Raw genomic sequence first — 20,804 nt, 5'->3', positions numbered from 1 at the left:
CCGTCAGTAGCGGCCATGCTCGAACGCTGTTACATTCATAACAATTGCAGCCATCTAGCTGTTATTTGCAAACTGTTGAAAAATCCCCGTTTGGTAATTGTAACGAATCTCTGGAGACTGTCGATTCATTGTGAATAGGGCAACAAGCAATCGAAAGAGCTGCTTATCTATCGTTGCCGCAATTAATCGACAGCCTCTCCAGCTTCGTTAGACAATACCTTTAACTGCGCTTGTTCAGCTCGTTAATCTTCTTCATAACATCGTCCCATTCCTTAGCAGGGTCAGCCTTTTTAACCAAAATGTTTTGCAGGCCTTCCTTGAATAAGGCGTCTGTAGCGTCATGCAGCTTGCCGTAGCGAATCGGGCGAACTGTTTTCGCTGCAATGCCGAACTCCTTGGCAATTTCTTGATCGTTGTAGAATTCATCCGTATAGGAAGTGAAAATCGGATCGTCATATAGCGACGGAATCGAAGGCATCAAGCCGTTGGACTGGAATGATTTGATTTGCTGCTCCTTTGCAAGCAGCCAGGAAATAAAGGCATATGCCTCATCCGCATGCTTGCCTTCCTTAGGAAGCGAAATAAAGGAACCGCCCCAGTTGCCTGCACCTTCAGGCATTTGCGTAATCGCCCATTTGTCGTTTGCATCAGGCGCGTTGCCTTTAATAACACCGCTCATCCACGCAGGACCGAGCAGCACAGCAAAGTCGCCGTTATTGGTCGCTTGCCCCCATTCAGCTGTCCATAGACGGTTTAGTCCCACCCAGCCTTCTTGAATAGCTCTTACCGTATAGTCCCATGCCTTCTTTACAAGCGGATTCGTATCGCCGATGAACTTGTCATTCTCATCGTAGTACAGCACGTCCCCTTGGTCGCGAATCGAGTTGAAAAGCAGGTCAGGCATATCGATAAACTCTTTGCCTGTTTTCTCCTTGAATTGTTTGGCAACCGTAAAAAACTTCTCCCAAGTGTCGATTTCCTTCATAAATGCATCAGGCTCCGTCGGCAGCCCTGCTTGCTGAAGAAGGTCAGTGCGATAGTAGGCAACTGTCGGGCCGACATCCGTCGGCAAGCCAAGCAAATACTTGCCTCCATCCGCCTCGGCTTGCTGCCATTTCCAATCCAAGTAATTTCCTTTAATGCTTTCTGCTCCCATATCATACAAATTGACGAACTTATCGCTTGCTTCTATAAAGCGGTCCAAGAACGCGATTTCCAGCATGAAAATGTCCGGAGCCCCGGTTCCCGCTTGCAAGGCAGTCAGCATATTGTTGTGGTGAACGGTCTGATCCGACGTATTTTGAACCTCAATCGTAACATTAGTCTTTACCTTCTCTGTGTACTCCTTGGCCAACTCCTCATAGCCGTTCGTTCCGAGCGTCCAGAAGGTCAGCTTTACCGGATCATTGTTGACAGGCTTATCTGTATTATTGTCTGTAGGTTTCTGTGATGCACTGGTTGGTGAGCTTGGCGAGCTTGATGCGCCTGGCGAACCTCCGCTGTTGCCGCCGCAAGCTGCGAGTGCGGTCATCAGCACAATCAAACTCAGCAAATACGAGCCTCTTTTCCATTTAATTCTCATTGGATAATACCCCCTCAAGGTCCATTGATTGGTTACATCTTGAGCTTATTACAGAATGGATTTTTTGAAGAGGAGACGATCGTTCGAATGAAAGTTTAAATTTTTTCGATTGAAAGGATTAGGAACCGGCGAAAAGCAGAAGTGCAAAATATAAGACCTTTAAGATAAAGTAACGAAGCCAGATTGCTTTTACAATACAAGTATGAATTCACAACAACCATTAAAAAGGAGAATGGCAGCATGTCGAAAATCAGACTTGGAATAGTTGGTTGCGGAGGTATGGCGGCAAGCCATGCAAAAGGTTATTTGGAACTGAGCGATCGCCTGATCGTTACGGCTACTTGCGATTTAATATTGGAGCGTGCTCAGGCAGCTGCCATTGAGCTCGGAACGGCTCAGGCATTCGAGCGTTATCAGGATTTGACCGATCAGGTCGATGCAGTTCTTATTGCGCTTCCGCATGATCTTCATTTTGAAGTCGGAATGTTTTTCTTGAACGCCGATAAACATGTGCTTATGGAAAAGCCGATGTGCAACACGGAGGAGGAATGTTTAGAGCTTATTCGCACAGCAGATAAGCTCGGCAAAGTTCTGATGACCGCTTATCCAGTGCGCTTCTGGCCTGTTGTGCTAAAGCTAAAAAAGCTTATCGATTCGAAGGCATATGGCGACTGCTTCCAAATGTCCATTTGGACCGAGCAATACACACGCTATGAAGAGGGACATTGGGCTTTATCAGCTGATCGTCTAGGCGGAGGGCAGTTTTTCAGCCACGGGTGTCATTACGTAGACCTTCTTTTATGGTTTCTCGGCAATCCGGTACGAGGCACACATCTTGGCACTAATTATGGAACTTCTTGGATGGAAAAAGAAGGAACGAGCAGCGTAAGCATCGTTTTTGAAAGCGGTGCATTAGGCTATCACTTTGGAACCTGGGGAGCGCGCGGTACGCGCCTTGGCTGGAGTCTTCATGCACATTGCACCGAGGGCATGCTGGAAATTAATTTGCGGGAGGGTAAGCTGTATGCCCACACTGAGCTTAACCCGGAGAAGGCCGATCTGAACAATGATTCAAAAACGGAGGTCTTAATGGAATTTGAATCAGGTAAATTTACGCAATTCGAAACGATGCATTTCCTCGACTGCATTCTTACAGGCCAGAAGCCAGTTACAGATGGTCTCTCCAGCTTACAAGGCCTTCGCGTCATCTGGAAGCTATACGAAGCTGAACAAAATAATACGGTTGCTGATTTAAGAGGACTCGGCTTCGATTCTTTAACTTAGCAGTCCGCTTTCCAGTGAATTACGGAGACGTTGCCAGCTCCGTAATTCACTCATTTGGACAACCTATTCAATCCGTTTAACCTTCGATTGAATCGTCCTTGCATATTCGGTCGGCGTCATGTTTGTCTCACTTTTAAAACGGCGGGAAAAATAATGGATACTGCCGTAACCAAGACGTTCCGATATTTCCGTATAGTTGTACTGCTCCTCGCGTATCATTTCCTTTGCAAGCTCAATTTTTAAGCTAACACAGTAAGCATGCACACTTTGACCTGTAATTCTGCGAAACACCATATTCAAATATGTTTTATTAATATTAAACTTATTGCATAATTGATCCACCGTAGGATTGATAGAAACATGAAGTTTTAAATAAGCAATAATGTCATCCACGATTGCCTTATCCCTATTTTCCTTCACTATAGTAATCGGCTTCGCCTTCTTAACCTGACTAAGCTTATTTTGTCTGCGAATAAGATGAATCAAGAAGCTCTCCAAATAATTGCGAATAAGCTGCTCGCAGCCAAATTCCGCATCCTTCCGGCGCTGCAACAGTACGCCCTCACTCGCTTTTGAACTCGGCTCAAAAGCCTCGCGACACTCTCTAACCAATTGTGAAAGCAGCACTCGTTCATTCTCATCAGGTACAAAAATACGATGCTCCATGAACATTGCCATTGCGGGAGAGTCACACTCGAACGAAAGGATAATAACGTTAGGAGCTGTTCGCCTTGCTGCGCCGCCGATATGATATTCATTGGGACGGTAAAAAACAAGCTCGCCCTGTTCAAGGAGAAATACTTCTCCGTCAATCTCGACCTCCATATTCCCTTTGTCGACTAACACCATTTCCCAAAAATAATGCTTTTCTCCGTGGCTCCTGAAATTAGCGGACATCTCCAAATAGTAAAAAGAGATTAACTTACTAACGATTAGTTGCTCCTGCAGCTCAAGCTTCTCATAATTCAAGGCAGACACCTCTTATTCAATGAATGTAATTTCTGCAAAAACAGAACCACTCCATATACAGCTCTAACGGTTGCCCCAGAGCCTATCCGCTAAAAAATAAGGTATTTTAAAATCTAACGTTCGCCAGTGCCGCTATTCGATCAATATCTGCTAAAAGTCCGTCAAAATGCCGAAATAGTCGCTAAAACAACCGTTAAAAAATTAAACAGCATAAAATCAGCCCTTTAGCGGCTGTAGCAACCGTTACACACTTTGGATGTCAAAGTAACCGATTCATGATGACAATCATTACTAACTTTTCGACGCCGAGTCTACTGATCTTATTTACCGATGAATTATAAGAACAAGTTTATCGTGAAAACTTATAACGTCTTATAATTTTACAAAAAAAGACTCTGTTCAGCCTTAACGGTACACAGAGTCTTCTCATTTTTTATGCTGTCATCATTTTGTTAATCGCGCTAAACAGCGCCTTTACTGAAGAAGTCATAATGTCGGCATCAATGCCGCAGCCCCAGTAGGAGGAACCGTTATCAGCTGTAATGCCGATATACGTAACAGCCTGTGATTTTGATCCGACCTCCAAAGCATGCTCCTTATAAATCAGATTAGAGAAGTTTAGCTCCAGATTGCTTTGCAGGGCATTGCTTATCGCATCCAGCCTGCCTTCGCCGTTCCCGGAAATCTCCTTCACCTCGCCATTCACAGAAACCTTAACGATCGTCTGATAATCGTCATGATGCGTGAATTGATAGTTGACAAATTTCAGCGGTGAATCAATGTTCACATATTCCTGCATAAAAATTTCTCTGATTTCATCAATCATCATCTCTTTATTGAGACGGTCAGATACATTTTTTACGACATAGCCAAACCCTTCGCGCATTTGTTGCGGCAAATCAAGGCCGTACTTCTGATGCAGCAGGTAGCCAATGCCGCCTTTGCCGGACTGGCTGTTAATGCGAATAATATCGCCTTCGTATTGGCGGCCAATATCAAGCGGGTCAATCGGTAGATAAGGGACCGACCAGAACTCACGGTCCGCCTCTTCGCGCCATTTCATTCCCTTGGCAATGGCATCCTGATGAGATCCCGAAAAAGCTGTAAAGACAAGCTCACCGGCGTAAGGATGTCTTTCGCCTACCTTCATCTTGGTCAATCTTTCATATACAGCAAGGATTTCAGGCAAATTATGCAAATCAAGATTTGGATTAACACCATGCGAGTACATATTAAGCGCAAGCGTAATGATATCTACATTGCCCGTTCTTTCACCATTGCCAAATAAAGTACCTTCCACTCTCTGTCCCCCAGCCAACATAGCAAGCTCTGCATCAGCAACGCCAGTGCCGCGGTCATTGTGAGGGTGCAGGGAAACGATCACGTTTTCGCGATATTTAAGATTTTCACTCATGTATTCGATTTGGCTGGCGTACACATGCGGCATCGACATGGATACGGTCGCAGGCAAATTAATAATGACCTTATTGTCTGCTGTCGGCTTCCACTCATCCAAGACAGCATTGCAAATTTCTAGCGAAAACTCTATTTCTGTCCCCGTAAAGCTTTCCGGAGAATATTGGAATTGGAAGTTGCCTTCTGTATCCTCTGCGCATTGCTTAAGCAATTTTGCACCTGTCGTTGCAATATTTATAATCTCTTCCTTAGACTTTCTAAACACCTGCTCGCGCTGTGCAACAGATGTCGAGTTATAAAGATGGACAACTGCTTTTTTGGCGCCCTTCAAGGATTCGAATGTTTTTCTAATAATATGCTCTCTGGACTGGGTAAGCACTTGGATCGTCACATCATCCGGGATCAAATCCTGCTCGATTAATGTGCGCAGAAATGTAAATTCCGTCTCCGATGCCGCAGGAAATCCAACTTCAATTTCCTTAAAGCCAATTTTAACTAGCAATTGAAAAAACTCGAGCTTTTCTTCCAGGTTCATCGGCACAATCAACGCTTGATTGCCGTCGCGAAGATCGACGCTGCACCATGTCGGCGCTTCGGTAATATATTCTTTTTGCGTCCATTTCAAGCTGGAAACGGGAGGCATAAAATAACCTTTTGCATATTTGCTGTAATTGTTCATTTTCATTACCATCCTTCACCGAGATAATTTCTCATACTTTGCTATATTTTAGAAACAAAAAAAATCCTTCATCTCCAATTAACAGAGACGAAAGATTATAAAATCTCACGCGGTACCACTCCAATTCATGCCTGATGGCATGCACTTGACGGATAAAGACAATAACGCCCTATCCTCCTGTATAATAACGGCCAGGCCCCGGCTGCACCTACTTATGGTTTGTTCAGTGAGCAACTCCAAGGTGAGTTCAGTCATTCCGCACCGCTGTTTCGCACCAACCAACAGCTCTCTGAGCGTTTAGAATAACCTACTAGTCCTTCTCAACGTATTTGAATATTGCTTAGTATTTTAATACAAATTGCTTTAAATTACAACTGCTCACAGCATGTTTGTTGTTAATATTCCGATATCGATAATTTTAAAAAGAACATAACTACCAAAACCAGCATATCGCCATAGTCCTTTATACCTACCTAACAGCATCTTTTATTTAATAAAGGGCAGATGATTATACAGAATATTGAAAATAGTGATGTTGAAACGTGAAAATATTGAACTTATTTTTCACAAATACTATCATTTTTGCTCATTTGTATACGAATTTACTAACACTTTGTGACCTATCTTGCAAAGCGCCGTATATATAATTATAGTAGTAACAATATACTAGAAAAACAAGCAGGATGGAGAGGTTACCCATGAAAAAAGTCGCAAATGCCAGAAGTCTTTTGACCATTCGCAAAAAGCTTATCAGCATATCACTTATTCTACTTATTCTTCCCGTTATCGCGTTAGGTATTACCGCCTATCAAGTATCATTGAAAGAAACTAATACATTAATCGAAAGTAAACTAAGCTCCAATGTAAACCTCGTAATCGAAATGATAGATAATTTGGAAACATCCATCAATAAGCAAATAATAAATCGGAGCGATGCGCAAGAGCAGGTAAAAGAAATACTGCTAGGAAAGCTGGCGGCTGATGGCACCCGTCCGATCAATGCTAATCTCGATTTAGGTGAACACGGCTATTTTTACGTTATTAATGGTAAAGGTGATTTGATTGCACATCCTACCATGGAAGGACAAAATATCATTGACCGCCAGTCATCAGACGGTACCTACTACATAAAAGATGTGATACAAACGGGTATGAATGGAGGCGGCTTTACCTACTATCCTTGGCCGCTTGAAAATAGCGACGGCTCGGACAATAAAGAAAGCAATAAAGAAAGCAATAAAGAAGCTATGAAAATTACTTATGGAAAATATGCTCCAGCTTGGGGATGGGTTATTGTCGCGGGATCATATATGCAGGATTTCAATGAAGGACAAGCCAATATCCTTGGGGCTATTATTACAACGCTGATCATTTGCACAGCAGCAGGCAGCATTATTTTGTATTTCTTCTCACAGCATTTAGCGAAGCCTATCATTCGCATTACTCGCGCAGCTGAACAAATTGCAAGCGGCGATTTGACCAGCGAGCCTTTGCAAATTCGCAATCGTGACGAAATCGGCCGCCTCGGCGAGGCATTCACTACGCTATCGCAAAATTTACAGCAAATAATCGGCAACCTGACACTGAGCTCGCATACATTAGCTAACTATTCCAATCAGCTGTCTGCAACGACCAACGAAACCATACAGGCCATACACCATACAACTAATGCCATTTCCGAGGTAGCCAGCGATAATGAAACACAGGCTCATTCCACAAAGGAAACATCTCGTGCGATGGATGAAATGACCGATGGCATAGGCAGGGTAGCAGACGCCTCCTCGCATGCGCATGAGCTTTCTCTTGCAACACTGGAGGAAGCCGAAAACGGCAATCAATTAATAGAAGGCACTACAAACCAAGTTCAAGTCGTCAGCGAATCGGTTGGAGAAATGAATGCTTCCGTCGGCAAGCTAATGGAGCAATCCGAACAGATCGAAGAAATTATTAATACGATTAAAGGCATTTCCAGCCAAACGAATCTGCTGGCGCTGAATGCGGCAATCGAGGCAGCCAGAGCAGGCGAGCACGGCAAGGGCTTTGCCGTCGTTGCTGGCGAGGTGAGAAAGCTTGCTGAATCGACCAACACCTCCGCTGAACAGATCTCAGCGCTGATCGCGGATATAAGAGGTCATATTGCCAATACATCAGTTTCTATGAACAAGAGTCAATCCGAGGTATCTGCAGCTGTACAAGCTATGAAACAGACAGGTGAGAGCTTTACCACCATCGTCTCCTCTACGCGTTCAGTTGTTGAGCAAATTTCTGAAGCTTCTGCAGCTGCGCAGCAAATGTCCGCCAGCACAGAGGAAATAGCAGCTACAATCCATCAAATTGAACAAATTTCGAACCGTACCGCAGACTCTGCGCAAAATGTTTCAGCCGCAGCTGAAGAGCAGCTTGCATCTATGGATGAAATTTCAGCTTCTCTAGAAAAGCTGAAGACAATGTCTGAGGATATGAAGAAGCTCGCCAACGAATTTAAGCTAAGCTAGAGATAAACGGCTGCCACCAAACAAAAGAGCAAGCCTAGGACGGAATACAATTACATTTCCGTTTAAGCTTGCTCTTTGTTTATACAATTGAACGGTTTAAGGCTACTTTTATACAATCGATTGATTTTTTAATAAACATTTTCTTTGCTGTCTGCTGCTGCAATTCACACGGCTGAACAAAAAACGCATCATTTTTATACAGCTCCAGTAATGCATCCGTCACAGATTTCGCTGCGAGCTCCTCATCCTTTAGCAAATAATAAGCGATTCGGTACCCCGTCACTTCAAACGATCTTAGCACTTCAACCTTACTCATATATTTTCCTGCTTGAGCGCATCGATAATATTTTCCCTCTTCACCTTGGAGCTTGAATACATCATCGCTGTTATTACAATTAGAAAGACTATTGCTATAACTTCTATTACATCAACCCAAGGCAGCTCAAATGTGAAGCTGAAGGTTTTGCTAGTTGACCAGTATATCAAATACATGCATATTCCGCTAAGCGGCAGACCATATAGCAGCGACTTTACGCCATAAAAAATACTTTCGTAATTAATCATTTTATTGAAGCCCTTAGGCGTCATGCCGATTGACTTCAGCATCGCGAACTCCCGTTTGCGCAAAGAAATGCTCGTAGAAATCGTATTAAAAATGTTAGCTACTGAAATCGCCGTAATCAAGCTAATGAATCCATACGTGAACACTTGCATAAGCAGAAGCATTTGCCTCTCTCGCTCTCTTGCTTGGTAAATATTGTACACACTGATTCTCTCATGCTTTTGTTCTTCAATTTGCTGCTGTGTTTTCATCGGATCACTGCTGTTAATGTACATAATCGTAGAAGTACGCGGTTCATATTCCTCATTATACAATTGAGCTGCCAAACGATCCGAGACTACAATATTTAAGCCGCCTATTCCAGGCGAGAAGGCTCCCATAGGCTGCTTGTCAGTCAACGTCCCTACCTTAACCTGCAGCGCAGCTATATCCTTGTTCGTATCGTAATCATGGTATTCCAAATCGAGCGGCTCGCCAACGTTGAGATTGACCGCCTTCATCTCCACATACTTAGATGCAATCTCATCCTTATAAACTATCGTATCCACTACGATTGCAGCAGGATTGTTCACATCAGTATATGCTTTCCAATCGACGCCAACCTCCTTGGCGTAAGCTTGCAAGCTATTGTCATCCAGCGCATACACATTTAAATCATAGAGATAGCCGCCATCCTTGCCGACACGTTCATCCGTGCTGTCGCCGCCCTTCAACTGAGCCGGCAGTTTTTCTTGTGCGAATCGGCTTGTCATATAAAATTCTTGAATCGCATTATAATCTGATATTGTCGGCAAGGAGCCGATCTTCTTGATCGTATCCGCTTTTTCATCGTTATACAACGAAACCTTAATATCAAAGTTAATGCCATCCTGGGACAGCACCATCGATTTTTTCAGCGTATCCGTAAAATAGCTAACAGATAAAAACAGAACAATGCTAATAACTAACGAAAATACGGTAGCTTGATATTTGCGCTTGTTCCGTTTTAAATTTTTCAATCCAATCTCAGCCTCAATACCGAAAAGCTTGCGAATAAGCTTGGAAGTGCGCACCGCTTTTCCTGTCAGCTTAACATCCGTCGATTGCCTTATCGCATCAATTGCTGAAATACGCGAAGCTCTCCGGGCCGGTATATAAGTAGATATAAATATCGTTAAAATAGAAACTGCGCATGCGATGGCGATTGTCATCGGCGTTACAGTTACCGTCAGCGTTTCTGTTAACTCAAGCGCGCCTTGAATCGTCGAATTGATAAATTTGAATGTAATCCAAATGCCTAACAATCCGCATGCAAAGCCGATCGGTATACTTATAAGCCCAATAACAGCCCCTTCAAAAAATACCGAATTCCTTTTTTGCCGTTTTGTCGCTCCGACACTGGACAGCATGCCTAAATAACGCGAGCGCTCGGATACAGAAATGGCAAAAGCATTATAAATAAGAGAAACGGAGCCAACAATAATAATGGCCATAATGATTGCAGCCAAGGATAACATCATACTGCGCACATTTTCAGTATTAGAGATGCCATAATAACGCAGCAAGCCATTGTTAAATTTCAGCTTATTTTTATCTATCCCTATTTCCTCTGCCAGCTGTTTAGCATGCCCATAAAGCGAGCTTTTTACTTCCTTCATAATAACTTGCGCCTTAACTGTTTTATCCGCACCGATCAGCTGCTCATCTAGAAAAGAGACTACGGTATAGCCAGGCGCCCATGCTTGCTCCCAATCTGGACGCTCCATAATGCCGACAATAGTATAGCTTTCTGTTGCTTCGGCTGCAAAGTCTTCGACAATTTTATCTTCTTCTACCAGCAAAGGAGTATTCTGCCCCAAGCGAACGATTTCACCGTCCCGCTTGCCCAGCCTTTGTCCTACTTCCAGATTCAGTGTATCGCCGATTTTCAGCTCTACTTTAGCCGTGTCGGCAATCTCATCGGAGATCATAATTTCATTTTCCGCTGCTGGAAATCTCCCTTCGCGAAGCTTCATAGGGAAATGTTCGAATCCGGCCGCATTATACTGTGCAATGAATAAAAAAGGCTTGCTTCTATTATCGCTTCCTTCCAGATGAGCATAGCCGCGATCACGGGAAACGACTACAGACTTCGTTGCTTTATCTTCCTTAATCGCTTTTAACTGATCGCCATCGACATCGCTCATGCCGTAATGCCATTCGCCGTCCATGGCAATCGTCTGCTTGATCATCAGATTAAGAAAGGATTCTGACAAGGTAGCAACAGCGGTAATCATCGCGACGGAAATAACGACACCGATAATCGTCACCAGCGTTCTGCGCTTGTTCTGCTTCAAGCTTCTAAGCGTCAGCTTGTTTACAATATTCATGGACGAACCACCTCGTCCTTGGCCAGCTTGCCATCTTCTATGGCAATAATCCGGTCAGCCTGCAGCGCTATACGCTCATCATGCGTAATGACGATCAGCGTTTGGTTAAAGGTGCGATTGAACATGCGCAGAAGCTCAATAATTTCGGCGCTGTTTTTGCTGTCCAAATTGCCCGTCGGCTCATCGGCCAGCATAATGGCCGGGTTGCTTATTAATGCCCTTCCGATTGATACCCGCTGCTGCTGCCCGCCGGACAATTGATTAGGCAGATGCTGCAAGCGGCTTTGCAAATTCAGCTTTTCCACGATCGAAGCAAACTGCTTCTTGTCCACCTTATGCCCGTCAAGCAGCATTGGCAGTGTAATATTTTCTTCAACTGTCAGCACCGGAATCAAGTTGTAGAACTGATAAATAAGCCCGATTTGCCTGCGGCGAAAAATAGCCAGCTGCGTTTCGTTCAATTCATAAATATCCCTATTATTGACAAATACTTTCCCGCTTGTTGGCCGGTCTACCCCGCCAAGCAAATGCAGGAGTGTAGATTTTCCTGACCCCGACGGGCCAATAATAGCTACAAATTCACCTTTATTAACTGAAAATGAAATATCATCAAGCGCTTTAACCGCTGTTTCGCCTTTGCCGTACATTTTAGACAGATGCTCGATCTTCAAAATTTCCATTTCCATACCTCCACTTTATGCTTATGAAGTCAGTATATCTGCCCAAAATGACTATGCAGTGACTGTTAAGTGACAAAATCGTCACTTACGGCCGGAAAGCGTTTTGATCCATAAAGCGCTCAGCAAAATTAATTATGAAGCTGACTTACGATAAAATTTTATCGTAAAGCTTGTCCCTTGTCCTGCTTTGCTTTTGACCTCTATGACACCCTGCTGGCTTGTAATAATGCTGTGCGACATCGCCAGGCCGATCCCTATACTGCCTTCACTGGCATTTTTACCTTTATAAAAACGCTGGAACAAGTAAGGAATATCCTCTTTTGCGATTCCGACGCCGTTATCTTCAATTTTTATTTCAGTAAATAGCGAGTTCTCCGAGAAGGAAATATGCAGCTTGCCCCCTTCGGGCGTGTGCTCCACACAGTTTTTCAAAATGTTCAGAACCGCTTCTGCCGTCCAATTCAAATCACCAATGAAGGATACGCTCTCGTCCCCATCCACTGTTAACTGCTGCCCTTTTATATCCATCGGAATGACGAGCGGCTCTAACGCCTTTTCCACAAGACGCTTGACCGCTACTTTCTCCTGCTTGAACGCTGCAGTACCTGCGTCGATCTTCGACAGCTTCAATAATGAAGATACGAGCCACTCGATTCTCTCCAGCTGAATGCGAATATTGCGCGTAAACTCCTTCCTCTTGACGGGCGGCAGCTCTGTATCGCTAATCAAATCAGCCATCACCATCATCGAAGTAAGCGGCGTCTTCAGCTGGTGCGAAATATCCGATATCGCATCAGTCAGCTTCATTTTGTCGCGGCTAAGCAGTTGATTATGCTCTGATAGCATAGCAGTCATTTTGTAAATTTCATTTTTCAAAATACTAAGCTCGCCTTCCACATTATCCCGTACATCAAGGCTGTAGTCCCCACCACTAATTTGCCGCAAATACTCGGACAGGCGTTCAATTTCTCTATATCGCCATACCGTATAGGTAATAACACAGCCAATCAGCAGTGCCAAAGTTATACAAACAGGCCATACAGCAGAGGGATCATACAAAAATGAAAACAGAATACATACAATAGAAATTACAATAATACTTCCTAAAAATAAACGAAATTCCCGATTGCGCAGCAAGCTATTCACCCACCTTGTAGCCAAGTCCGCGAATTGTTTTTATGACAGCCGGGTGCTGAGGATCATCCTCCAGCTTTTCACGAAGCCGTTTTATATATACCGTCAGTGTATTGTCATTAACGAAATCGCCGGCAACATCCCATATCTGCTCAAGCAGCTGATTACGAGACAAAATTTGACCGATATGATTGGCAAAAATAAGCAGCAGGCGATACTCTAAAGCAGTAAGCACCAGCTCCTCGTTATTTTTGTATACTTTGCCCTCAAGCGTATGAATACGGATATGACCCATATCGATTACGTTTTTTTGCGGAAGCTGCTTTTGATATCTGCGCATAACAGACTTTATGCGGGAAATCAGTTCGCGAATGCGAAAAGGCTTCGTAATATAATCATCTGCTCCCATATCCAGTCCCATGACCACATTTACCTCATCATCGATAGCTGTAAGGAAAATAACGGGGACATCGCCGCTCTTTTCCTTTACTAGGCGGCATAGCTCATAGCCGCTTCCATCAGGCAGCGATAAATCCAATAAGCATAAAGAAAACTGTTTAATATCACCGTTTTGAATAACGGAGACCGCTTCAGCAACCGTATGGCATAATACAGTTTTATATTGTTCTTGCTGTAAGGAATACTCCAGCCCTGCAGCAATGGTGCGATCGTCTTCCACGATTAAAATTTGCATTTACCAAACTCTCCTTACTTGTCATCACACAGCTAATATAACTCTCACCCTAGAATAACGAAAGTTACACTAAATTCCAACTGTAGAAAAAAGAGATATTTTCCAATATTATACGTTGAGGGTTTGATTACTTATTAAATATAGACAGACAAGGATAAACAACTCCGCCGTCCTTTGGAAAGGCGCGTTTACCGATGAATGATAAGAACAAGTTTATAGCAAAAAATTGTTCTTATCATTAAAAAAACAGCCGCCAATTTTCGGCAGCCGTTCACTTATTGATTCCATTCTATCGTTTTTTCTATCAATTTTATCTATTAACTACAGTTGTACCAGCAACAATATAATAGAAGACAAGCCAAAGCAAGTGCCGAGCAAGCATAGGAACATTAATACCTGCTTCGTATTCAAACCTGCTCGCAATAATCGGTAATGGGCCTGGCTTGCATCCGCCTTATAGATCGCTTTCCCTTGCATAAATCTTTTGACCACAACAAATATATTATCGAAGATCGGTACGCCAAGCGCCAATATTGGAATGAACAAGGATAATACCGTTGCTTGCTTGAAGGCTCCATCCAGCGCTATAACGGCAAGCAAAAAGCCCAAAAACGTCGCTCCTGCATCCCCCATAAATATTTTGGCCGGGGGTTTATTATATTTCAAATATCCTAATGTAACGCCGATCAAGATAACCGCCATATAAGCGGAATTGGTCTGGCCCATGACTACAGCAACAATGAACAACGTCGTGGCAGAAATAGCGGAAAGGCCGCCAGCCAGCCCGTCCAATCCATCCGTAAAATTAATAACCGTCGTAACGCCGAAAATCCATAAAATCGTAAGTATAAACTGTAAAATTGCCGGAAGCTCCACATACGCGCCAGTGAACGGATTAACGAAACCAGTAAATGCAATTCCCGAAGCGTATACGAGCACGGCAGCGGACATCTGAACAACCAGCTTGGGCAATGCAGGAAAATCCTTTCCTTTTGTTTTAAACCAATCATCTATTGTTCCTATTGCCAGAAGCAGTATCCCGCCTAAAAATATAGCTCCTGTTTCTAGCGAAAAATCTCTTGCAACAATTAGATAGGTTATAAAGAAAGCTATAAAAATAGCATAGCTGGCCGTCAGCGGAATAGGCTGCCGATGTAATTTGCGTTCAACATCCTTTTGAGGCCTGTCCACGAAATCCAGTTTAAACGCCAGTTTGCTGAATGGTGGTATCAAGACGAGCACAGTAACTAATGACACTACGAATGCAAACAAGTACCAGATGATTCTCACCGCCATTTTTCATTTTGACATACACCCATAATTATACAATCGATTGAATAAACTGTCGATGGATGTTGAAAAATGATTCAAAAAAACTATAATTTCAACCTTTATATTTACATGGTACAATCTATTTGATTTTAAGACGAAAGTAAATGAGGAGGACTGTTTATGGATTATCAAGTTGTCACGAAGCCGGGCTTTACCATTATTGGCTACGCTATCCGTACATCGATTCACGGCGGACAAAACCTGCAGGATATTCCCGCCTTTTGGAGTCGTTATATGAATGGGGAAGCAGGGCCACGCTTATGCGATGCTGCCGTCAACAATGCAGAGTACGGCATTTGCGATGAGTTTGATGCGGCAACCGGCACCTTCAGCTATATTATTGGAGTCGAAGCAAAAGAGGACGTACAAGCGCCTGAAGGAGCTGCTGTCGTTACAAAGTACTATCCCGAGCAAACGTATGCTGTATTCACAACTCCGCGAGTTGCTCCTGAGCAGTTTTCCCCTTCGATACAACAGACTTGGCATTACATTTATTACGAATGGCTGCCCGCGTCAGATTACGAGCATGGACAAGCCATAGAGTTTGAATATTACGATGAACGGTGCTGGTCGGACCGTAATGAGCTGCTGGAAATGGATATTTATATGCCGATCAAGCCTAAAAGCAAGTAGCCGATGTCGTGCCATTGCAAAGCTGCACCATGTCTCGAATTTCGCGCAGCTCCCAGCATTGGTGCGGCATTACATTTCGGCGGGCTGCTATTCCTTTTCCGTCTTCACTAGCTGGTCAGTCGTTCCGTTATTGCGCCCAAAATCGCAGTTTTGTGGCTAAAAAGTGACAGACGTTCCGCTATTGGTCCAAAAATCGCAGAAAAAGTCCCATTTAGAGCCGGATAGCGGAACGTGTGACCGCCAAACTTAAAAAAAGGTCGTTTTAAGGCAAATAGCGGAACGTGTGACCGCCAAATTAAGAAAAAGGTGGTTTAAGGCGAATAGCGGACGTGTGACCATGCCGATTCGCGTTGAGCAGGCATTCGCACCAACAATAAATACAGTTAACTTCGGCACATTAGCGTTTGTTGGTGAATACAGTTAACTTCAGCACATTAGCGTTTGTTGGAGAATACAGTTAATTTTCAGCCATAGGCTAATTACTAACGCTGATCCAGCATAGCGATTAATCCCTGCTTTACCGCGTCCCATTCATCATCAATAATGCTGTAATATACAGAATCGCGAATATAGCCATCCTGCAAAATGCGCTCCTTGCGAAGCACGCCTTCCAGCTTAGCCCCAATTCTAGTGATCGCTTGATTGGATTTTGTATTTCTGCGATCCGTCTTCAGCTGTACGCGAACAGTTCGCAGCTCTTCAAAGCAATGTTTCAAAAGTAGAAATTTACTTTCCGTATTGACACGCGTACGCCAAACAGAAGCAGAATACCAGGTATATCCTATTTCAACGCTGCGGTTTGGTTCCGATATATTCAGCAGTCTAGTCATTCCGACAATTTTTTGAGTTTCCTTATCATAGACAACAAAAGGGAGCTCCTCTCCCCGTTGCCGAGCATCCAGCGCATCTGTTACCAGCCGGGACATATCCTCAAAGTTTTCCATACGGCCGGGCAAATAAGTCCAAATCTGCTCATCATCCAAAGCCTGGTACAAAGGCTCGATATGTTGAATCCCAAGCGGCAGCAACATCACTCTGCTGCCCTCAAGCGTAACCTTTTCTATTTTCATCCTCAACCTCCGGGGTATTCATTTGCTCTAATAGTTTCTGCGTCACATACACAAGAAAGACTGAGCTATCATGCCCAGTCACTATTTACATCGTCGTCAAGTAAACTGCAGCTTCTTCACGATTAAATCTGATTTGTGTATACAATCCTCCTGCAATCGCGCCGATCGGAGCATATTTCACGCCGTCAATAATAGGAAACTTGTCTCCCTTGTCATGAAGCACATGCTTTCTTTTCCCTTTGGAAATCGTAATTGTCGAGCGTTTGCTATCCACTGTAACCTTTGCCCCTATTGCATCAGCAACTTCATTAATAGGAAAATACTCCTCGCAGTGTCTATCGATAGGAGCCGATTCGAGGGCAAGCTTCTCGCCATCTACATACAGCTTGTAGGGAGATTCCTCATAACTGCCCGTTGATTCATTTGCTGCTTTTATTACAGAGCTGTCTCCGTTCGGTTGGCTTTCCTGCTGCAGTTCACCCGCACTATTTTTCTGCCATTCACTTTTATTTTCAGTAACGCTATTATTTGCTGCAGATTGCTCAGACTCATTGCCTGTATGTATTGCGCTTTCCTTTGCATAGGCAGCACTGTTAGAGCCTGTATCGCTTGAGCATGCTGACAGCACAGCTGTTAGGGTAATCAAGCACGCCAACATTATTGATATCGTTTTAAAATATTTTTTCATAGCAGGTACCTCTCTTGCTGTCTTTGGTTATAACGCTCACTGTTTTTACATACTACCTTTATTTTTTTTTAATTTCAATAATAAGCAGCTATTCTTAATGGTTCTCTCATCAATTTCTAATGATTCGCTATAAATTAATATCGAGCAGCGATTGCGCGCGAGCAGGATAGTCGGTAATAATACCGTCCACCTTATACTTCAGCACTTCCTTCATATTGTTTCTGCTGTTGACCGTCCATACCCATATTTCGCGTCCAACGGCATGCGCCCTGTCCACTAATTGATCCGTCAGCATCGTCTGCTCGATCGTATAAAAATCAACATCAAGTGACGACAAGTTGCCTAATGCAAAATAAAGAATTTGCCCTATTTTAATCTCAGGCTCGAGCTCTCTGATTTGCAGCAGCGCTGTTTTGTCAAAGGACTGTATATACACCTCTTGCTCCATCTCAAACGCTTTTATAAGCTTTACAACTTCCTTCACCAAATCATCGCTTGGGCCATACGGCTTCAAGTCAACTAGCAGCTTTGATCTACCCTGTGCCTCTGCAAGAGCCTCGCTTAGCATCGGAATACGAATAGGCTGATTTTCAGTGTCACGGCCTATGGTCAGCTTGCTTACTTGATCGTAAGTAAGATCAGGCACACGCTGCGGAATACCTGCCATTCGCTTCAAATTTACATCATGATGCAGCACAGCTACACCGTCTTTAGTAAGCTGCACATCAATCTCAACCGACTGGATCCCCTTCTCAATCGCATGCGTAATCGCAGGTATAGAATTTTCAGGAGCATTCTCCGTATCACCGCGATGCGCGGAAATCAATACTGTCCATTTGGCATAGACAAGCCCGTCGTTCGCTTTAAAGCCCACAAACAGAGCCAAGCCCAAATATATAGCTGCCGCGCTTACAATTATGAGACGTTTATTTTTCCACTTTTTAAATGCGATTGTAAGCTTTCGCTCCAGCTTGCCCAGCCTGCTTGCATGGATGCTCAGCTTATTGCGAGGCTTAAGCCCTTCACTGTAACCAAAATAGTAAAATAACCGAGTCACAAAAATAATGTTAAGCGGCATTAAGAGTGCGGCAAACATATAGGTCAGAATCGATTGCAGCGTTAAGGAATAGTGAGTGGAAAACACCTTTAAGACGTTTATATTAAGCCATAGCGGCAAATACGAAAGAGAGGAAATGACTAAAAAACCGATCAGAAACACGATCGCATTCAGCACAAATAAAAATACGAACAACTGCAAGCGCCTGCCGCGCGTCAAAGCCTGGCTGGAGCGTATAGCATCCGTAATCTTCATGCCCTCCAGCATAATGAAATGCAGCACAAATACCCAGCGAAGCACCATATACAACGTGATAAGCAGCAGCAAAACGTAAATAAAAGTCATAGTAAAAGAAGCGTCCAACACTTTATTTTGAAAAAAAATAGGAAAATTAAATAAAGCATAGAACGATTTTGAAAGAGGCGAATCAATAAACGGAATAAGAATAAGAAGAAATACGAGCAGCTGCACTAGACCAAATCCAAATAAACGGGGAGTTTGGCGCAAAGTCGTAAAAAAAGCATCAGAAATCGTTATTTTCCGGCCAAAATAACGCTGCTGTACCATAATGACCAGCACAGACAGCTCAATAAACAGCGCAAAGGAAGCAACCAAACCAATTAATATCAAGCCTAAAACGGCTTCATAGTTATATCCAATGGAATAAACCTCGCTATTAAGCAATGAGCCTGAACCAGCTACCATCAATATCCGATTAAATATCAAAGTAATGGACGGAATAATCAGTACGCTCGTCAGCAGCATATAGAAATATTCAAAAGCAAGCAATTTTTTGTAGGATGCCCGAAAGTCTCGCCAGCTTCTGCCTAATATTCTAAGCATGTTAAACCACCTAATCTGTCAGAGTCTTCCTATATTATACTATACAAAATAAGCAGGCTATACAAATAATCGGGCAGAAATATCTTTAAATTGTAGCTGGAAAGACTAAGTGAGATTAAGAATGTCAAAACAGGAAGTACGCACGGACATTTGTGGATAAATTTAGTTTATAATAGTAAATAATTCCTGAGGAAAGGAGTAACCTGATGACCATGCAGCTGATAGAAGCGTTTAAAAAAAGACTGGAGCAACACAACGGTGAAATTGATGTCCAACAGATGGATGGCAGTGGAGAAATTGTAAAAATGAGCAGTCGTTTTCACCCTCCTGCTACAAAAGAAATGATCGATGAGCTAAAAAATCATTTTTCTTCCGAATTGCCTCCTGATTACGTAGCATTTTTGGAAAGCTGCAACGGTGCTGTGCTTTATATACATCCACAGTATGGCAGTGAAAATCTTTTATTCAGCGTTGGGGAGATACTCGGAAGAAGCTGGGTTAATGACTACCCTGACAAAATGGAAGTTGCCTATATTCTCGATGATCGTATTGTGATTGACTTAGAAAAATGGCGCAATGGGGATGAGCACTACTTATATTTGTGTGAAAGCCTGAGTCCATTAGATGATGTTAGAAGCTTATATTGTAATTTTGAAACTTGGCTGGAGCGCTTTTTAATTTCACAAGGAAATAAGTATTGGTATTGGAGGGTAGGGGCAAGCCCTTATTCATGAAGATATGCAAAAAAACCGCAAGCTTCACTTTTTTCAAAGTAAATGCTTGCGGCCTGTTCATGCTGCGTTATTTATTTAATTTCTAACAACTCATATTTAATGATGCCTACCGGCGCGCTGACCTCAATAATATCGCCAACCTTTTTGCCAATCAGTTCCTTGCCAAGCGGGCTTTCATACGAGATTTTGTTATTGATGACATCCGCTTCCGCAGGACCGACAAGACGATACTCCAGCTTCTCGTCAAATTCAAGATCATGCAGCAATGCAATTGAGCCTACCCCTATTTTGCTTATATCAGCAGACTCAACAACACGAGCGGTCCGCAGCATCCGTTCCAGTGTTAAAATTCTGGTTTCCATAAAGGCTTGATCTTCTTTGGCAGAATGATACTCGCTATTTTCCTTCAAATCGCCATAGCTGATCGCCACCTTCAGCCTCTGCGCCAACTCCTTGCGCCTCGGACCCTTCAGCTCCTGCAGTTCCTGTTCAATTTTGGCAAGCCCTTCTGCTGTTAAAATGGTTTCATTGCTCAATGCGTTCCCGCTCCTTCACTATGTCCTCCCTCTATTCTAACTCAAAAAGCTCCAAAAAACATAATCGT

17 protein-coding genes and 1 other annotated feature are annotated in these 20,804 nt (G+C 43.3%); of the genes, 4 read left to right on the top strand and 13 right to left on the bottom strand.

Translation table 11 applies throughout. From position 1 onward, the window contains the following. Positions 1-220: 220 nt before the first annotated feature. On the bottom strand, positions 221-1,582 hold the full coding sequence (locus V1L65_RS15335) for an extracellular solute-binding protein (RefSeq protein ID WP_331700064.1): 1,362 nt from the start codon (positions 1,580-1,582) through the stop codon (positions 221-223). A gap of 240 nt (positions 1,583-1,822) precedes the next feature. On the opposite strand from V1L65_RS15335, the gene V1L65_RS15330 reads away from it, so the two are divergent. Continuing rightward, complete coding sequence (locus V1L65_RS15330) at positions 1,823-2,866, top strand: Gfo/Idh/MocA family protein (RefSeq protein WP_331700063.1); 1,044 nt, start codon at positions 1,823-1,825, stop codon at positions 2,864-2,866. Positions 2,867-2,929: 63 nt separating this feature from the next. Here the strand turns inward: V1L65_RS15330 and V1L65_RS15325 are convergent, their stop codons facing one another. Further along, positions 2,930-3,835: an AraC family transcriptional regulator gene (locus tag V1L65_RS15325; protein ID WP_331700062.1), complete on the bottom strand. Its 906-nt coding sequence runs from the start codon at positions 3,833-3,835 to the stop codon at positions 2,930-2,932. Positions 3,836-4,268: 433 nt separating this feature from the next. Continuing rightward, positions 4,269-5,930, bottom strand: coding sequence for a 2-isopropylmalate synthase (gene leuA / locus V1L65_RS15320; RefSeq protein WP_331700061.1), 1,662 nt, complete (start codon positions 5,928-5,930; stop codon positions 4,269-4,271). A gap of 80 nt (positions 5,931-6,010) precedes the next feature. Next, positions 6,011-6,263 (bottom strand) — a binding site (T-box leader). A gap of 365 nt (positions 6,264-6,628) precedes the next feature. Here leuA and V1L65_RS15315 point away from each other — a divergent pair. Further along, entirely contained in the window at positions 6,629-8,425 is a 1,797-nt protein-coding gene (locus V1L65_RS15315; RefSeq protein WP_331700060.1) for a methyl-accepting chemotaxis protein, read from the top strand. 79 nt (positions 8,426-8,504) lie between these two features. On the opposite strand, the gene V1L65_RS15310 is transcribed toward V1L65_RS15315, so the two are convergent. From V1L65_RS15310 to V1L65_RS15285, 6 genes are all read right to left on the bottom strand, one after another. Beyond that, the gene (locus V1L65_RS15310) at positions 8,505-8,741 is read right to left on the bottom strand and encodes a hypothetical protein (RefSeq protein ID WP_331700059.1); all 237 of its coding nucleotides are present in this window, start codon (positions 8,739-8,741) and stop codon (positions 8,505-8,507) included. Further along, complete coding sequence (locus V1L65_RS15305) at positions 8,738-11,335, bottom strand: ABC transporter permease (protein ID WP_331700058.1); 2,598 nt, start codon at positions 11,333-11,335, stop codon at positions 8,738-8,740. The genes V1L65_RS15310 and V1L65_RS15305 overlap by 4 nt, the downstream gene beginning before the upstream one ends. Further along, on the bottom strand, positions 11,332-12,015 hold the full coding sequence (locus tag V1L65_RS15300) for an ABC transporter ATP-binding protein (RefSeq protein ID WP_331700057.1): 684 nt from the start codon (positions 12,013-12,015) through the stop codon (positions 11,332-11,334). Before V1L65_RS15300 ends, V1L65_RS15305 begins: the two co-directional genes overlap by 4 nt. A gap of 132 nt (positions 12,016-12,147) precedes the next feature. Continuing rightward, a complete protein-coding gene (locus V1L65_RS15295; RefSeq protein ID WP_331700138.1) occupies positions 12,148-13,152 on the bottom strand; it encodes a sensor histidine kinase in 1,005 nt (334 codons plus the stop codon). A gap of 1 nt (position 13,153) precedes the next feature. Beyond that, entirely contained in the window at positions 13,154-13,843 is a 690-nt protein-coding gene (locus V1L65_RS15290) for a response regulator transcription factor (protein WP_331700056.1), read from the bottom strand. A gap of 321 nt (positions 13,844-14,164) precedes the next feature. Further along, positions 14,165-15,139 (bottom strand): MraY family glycosyltransferase, encoded by a 975-nt coding sequence (locus V1L65_RS15285; RefSeq protein ID WP_331700055.1) that lies wholly within the window; start codon positions 15,137-15,139, stop codon positions 14,165-14,167. 156 nt (positions 15,140-15,295) lie between these two features. On the opposite strand from V1L65_RS15285, the gene V1L65_RS15280 reads away from it, so the two are divergent. Beyond that, a complete protein-coding gene (locus tag V1L65_RS15280) occupies positions 15,296-15,808 on the top strand; it encodes a GyrI-like domain-containing protein (RefSeq protein WP_331700054.1) in 513 nt (170 codons plus the stop codon). A 482-nt stretch (positions 15,809-16,290) separates the two neighbouring features. Here V1L65_RS15280 and V1L65_RS15275 read toward each other — a convergent pair whose 3' ends face one another. From V1L65_RS15275 to V1L65_RS15265, 3 genes are all read right to left on the bottom strand, one after another. After that, positions 16,291-16,878, bottom strand: a complete 588-nt coding sequence (locus tag V1L65_RS15275) for a GNAT family N-acetyltransferase (protein WP_331700053.1) — start codon at positions 16,876-16,878, stop codon at positions 16,291-16,293. Between the two features lie 85 nt (positions 16,879-16,963). Next, positions 16,964-17,566, bottom strand: a complete 603-nt coding sequence (locus tag V1L65_RS15270) for a stalk domain-containing protein (RefSeq protein ID WP_331700052.1) — start codon at positions 17,564-17,566, stop codon at positions 16,964-16,966. Between the two features lie 127 nt (positions 17,567-17,693). Beyond that, positions 17,694-19,466, bottom strand: a complete 1,773-nt coding sequence (locus V1L65_RS15265) for a glycerophosphodiester phosphodiesterase (protein ID WP_331700051.1) — start codon at positions 19,464-19,466, stop codon at positions 17,694-17,696. Between the two features lie 206 nt (positions 19,467-19,672). On the opposite strand from V1L65_RS15265, the gene V1L65_RS15260 reads away from it, so the two are divergent. Continuing rightward, the gene (locus V1L65_RS15260; RefSeq protein ID WP_331700050.1) at positions 19,673-20,200 is read left to right on the top strand and encodes an SMI1/KNR4 family protein; all 528 of its coding nucleotides are present in this window, start codon (positions 19,673-19,675) and stop codon (positions 20,198-20,200) included. 71 nt (positions 20,201-20,271) lie between these two features. Here the strand turns inward: V1L65_RS15260 and greA are convergent, their stop codons facing one another. Continuing rightward, the gene (gene greA, locus V1L65_RS15255) at positions 20,272-20,736 is read right to left on the bottom strand and encodes a transcription elongation factor GreA (RefSeq protein WP_331700049.1); all 465 of its coding nucleotides are present in this window, start codon (positions 20,734-20,736) and stop codon (positions 20,272-20,274) included. Positions 20,737-20,804 lie beyond the last annotated feature (68 nt).

This window comes from Paenibacillus sp. IITD108 (assembly GCF_036541265.1).
Classification (GTDB): domain Bacteria; phylum Bacillota; class Bacilli; order Paenibacillales; family Paenibacillaceae; genus Pristimantibacillus.
This window is presented reverse-complemented; position numbering and strand designations above follow the sequence as displayed.

Excerpts from the sequence above, each read along its gene's own strand:
- leuA (WP_331700061.1), bottom strand. The coding sequence starts at position 5,930 with ATGAACAATTACAGCAAATATGCAAAAGGTTATTTTATGCCTCCCGTT.
- V1L65_RS15335 (WP_331700064.1), bottom strand. The coding sequence starts at position 1,582 with ATGAGAATTAAATGGAAAAGAGGCTCGTATTTGCTGAGTTTGATTGTG.
- V1L65_RS15305 (WP_331700058.1), bottom strand. The coding sequence starts at position 11,335 with ATGAATATTGTAAACAAGCTGACGCTTAGAAGCTTGAAGCAGAACAAG.
- V1L65_RS15280 (WP_331700054.1), top strand. The coding sequence starts at position 15,296 with ATGGATTATCAAGTTGTCACGAAGCCGGGCTTTACCATTATTGGCTAC.
- V1L65_RS15330 (WP_331700063.1), top strand. The coding sequence starts at position 1,823 with ATGTCGAAAATCAGACTTGGAATAGTTGGTTGCGGAGGTATGGCGGCA.
- V1L65_RS15285 (WP_331700055.1), bottom strand. The coding sequence starts at position 15,139 with ATGGCGGTGAGAATCATCTGGTACTTGTTTGCATTCGTAGTGTCATTA.
- V1L65_RS15300 (WP_331700057.1), bottom strand. The coding sequence starts at position 12,015 with ATGGAAATTTTGAAGATCGAGCATCTGTCTAAAATGTACGGCAAAGGC.
- V1L65_RS15260 (WP_331700050.1), top strand. The coding sequence starts at position 19,673 with ATGACCATGCAGCTGATAGAAGCGTTTAAAAAAAGACTGGAGCAACAC.
- V1L65_RS15275 (WP_331700053.1), bottom strand. The coding sequence starts at position 16,878 with ATGAAAATAGAAAAGGTTACGCTTGAGGGCAGCAGAGTGATGTTGCTG.
- V1L65_RS15265 (WP_331700051.1), bottom strand. The coding sequence starts at position 19,466 with ATGCTTAGAATATTAGGCAGAAGCTGGCGAGACTTTCGGGCATCCTAC.
- V1L65_RS15315 (WP_331700060.1), top strand. The coding sequence starts at position 6,629 with ATGAAAAAAGTCGCAAATGCCAGAAGTCTTTTGACCATTCGCAAAAAG.
- V1L65_RS15290 (WP_331700056.1), bottom strand. The coding sequence starts at position 13,843 with ATGCAAATTTTAATCGTGGAAGACGATCGCACCATTGCTGCAGGGCTG.
- V1L65_RS15310 (WP_331700059.1), bottom strand. The coding sequence starts at position 8,741 with ATGAGTAAGGTTGAAGTGCTAAGATCGTTTGAAGTGACGGGGTACCGA.
- V1L65_RS15270 (WP_331700052.1), bottom strand. The coding sequence starts at position 17,566 with ATGAAAAAATATTTTAAAACGATATCAATAATGTTGGCGTGCTTGATT.